The 1,696-nt window shown below is 40.4% G+C and carries 2 protein-coding genes and 1 pseudogene; all 3 read right to left on the reverse strand.

The window, feature by feature from the left end; genetic code table 11:
* A pseudogene (locus AC6F75_RS13475) lies at positions 1 to 293 on the reverse strand (S41 family peptidase); the annotation flags it as partial.
* Positions 294 to 336: 43 nt separating this feature from the next.
* Positions 337 to 1,158, reverse strand: coding sequence for a DUF4349 domain-containing protein (locus AC6F75_RS13480; protein WP_500715609.1), 822 nt, complete (start codon positions 1,156 to 1,158; stop codon positions 337 to 339).
* A 49-nt stretch (positions 1,159 to 1,207) separates the two neighbouring features.
* Complete coding sequence (gene rnpA / locus AC6F75_RS13485) at positions 1,208 to 1,582, reverse strand: ribonuclease P protein component (protein WP_500715610.1); 375 nt, start codon at positions 1,580 to 1,582, stop codon at positions 1,208 to 1,210.
* Between the last annotated feature and the right edge of the window lie 114 nt (positions 1,583 to 1,696).

The following is a 1,696-nucleotide window of genomic DNA, read 5'->3' on the forward strand; positions in this document are numbered from 1 at the left end:
CTAACAGCCGCACCTATACCGGTATTTGAACCTGTTTGATTTATTCGGGCTTCAACCACATCCTGCTCATTGTAATAAACGGTATAAGGGTCAAGGCTTTCCAGCATCCCCTTAATGGCGTTGTTCATCAGCTCAGCCGGAACGGTTTCGTCAACGTAATTCATATTGACCTCTTTGTAAAGGGTCGTGAATATTTCTATTTGCTTGGCGATTTCAAAAAAATCGCTTTTAAAACTCCAGGTTCCCATGGCAATCACTATCGCGATAACCGGGATTATAATTTTCTTTTTCATCTTACATCATTTGCTTGCGCGAAAATAAAGTACGCGTTTATTTCTAATTTTTCTTTTTTCTTTTCAGGTATTTTCTAACTCCAAAAACAACGAGCAACAAGATAACAAAAAATGGCCAAATGTGAAGCAACCCAAGGAAAAATAACGAAATACCGTTCCAGCCCGATTTGATGGCGTTCCACATTTTTTGTCCGTAAGAGGTGGTGATACCCCTGTCGGTTGTCCGTTTGTAAACATTTATATTTAGTGTGCTGTATGCCACCTGATTTTGAAGGTAGTTTAACCGGCCTTGCCTGGCTTCAATTTCTTCCCTGATGGTTGAAAGTTCACGTTCAATTTCAAGCATATCTTTTACGGTTTTCGCTTGTTTGAGCAATTCGAGGTAACGATTTTCAAGCTCTCTTTTTGCTCTTAAACGGGCTTCAATATCTACAAATTCTTCAGTAACGTCTCGCTGTGTAACCTCGTTTTGATCAAAATAAGCAACCCCTTTTGAAATGGAATCAAGCATGGCTTGAAAATGCTGTGAAGGCACTCTCACGGTCATGCTCCTGAAGTCTTCATTGTGTCCTTTCCCCGAACGGTCGCTTGATACAAACCCCTGATAGCGGTTTACCAAACTATTTATCTGCTGATAGGTTTTGTCAAGATCCCGGGACTCAAAACGCAAGTGGCCCGTTTTGATTATTTTTTGTTCCTGAAATTCAACAGGCTCAGCAGTTGATTTTTCAGAAATTTCAACAGAACGATCAAACATTTCTGCATCACCAACAGCCATGTATTCAACAGAAGCATCAGATGAATTTTCAGAAGTATTTGAACAGGCCAGAATGAGGCTGAACAAAAATAGGGAAAGTGTTTTCATATTCGAAGGGATTGATTAGACCATCCCTAAGCACAATTAACGTACCAATCTAATTTTTAGTTTGTTGAAGAAATTTTGCCATCAAGGGTTTAATGGCTTTGTCTAAGGTGATAAAATCAGGCATTTCTTTGCCCACATACAGAAAAAGTAACGCATATTTTTTTTCAACCCCATCAATTAGGATGGATTTATTCAGTCTGTAAGCTTCTCTGAGTAATCGTTTAATTCGGTTGCGGTCAACGGCGAGTTTGAAGTTTTTTTTGGATACCGAAACAGCGGTTTTAAAAGGCTGTTTTTCAGTTTCGGGAAGTTCAAGATAAAACAAACGCAAAGGAAAAACCCCCACCGACTTCCCTTCTGTAAAAAGGGCCTCAATGGTTTTTCGGCTTTTGAGCTTCTCGTCTTTTGGATAACTGAAATTCATTGGTGTAAAGGTAGTGAAAAAAGCCCCCTCTGACTCCCCCGAAGGGGGAGAACCTTTATTTTCTCCCCTCCTTCATAGGGGTTGGGTGAGGCCTTTTTACTCCCTCCCCGTTGG

Source organism: Planktosalinus sp. (genome assembly GCF_059864935.1).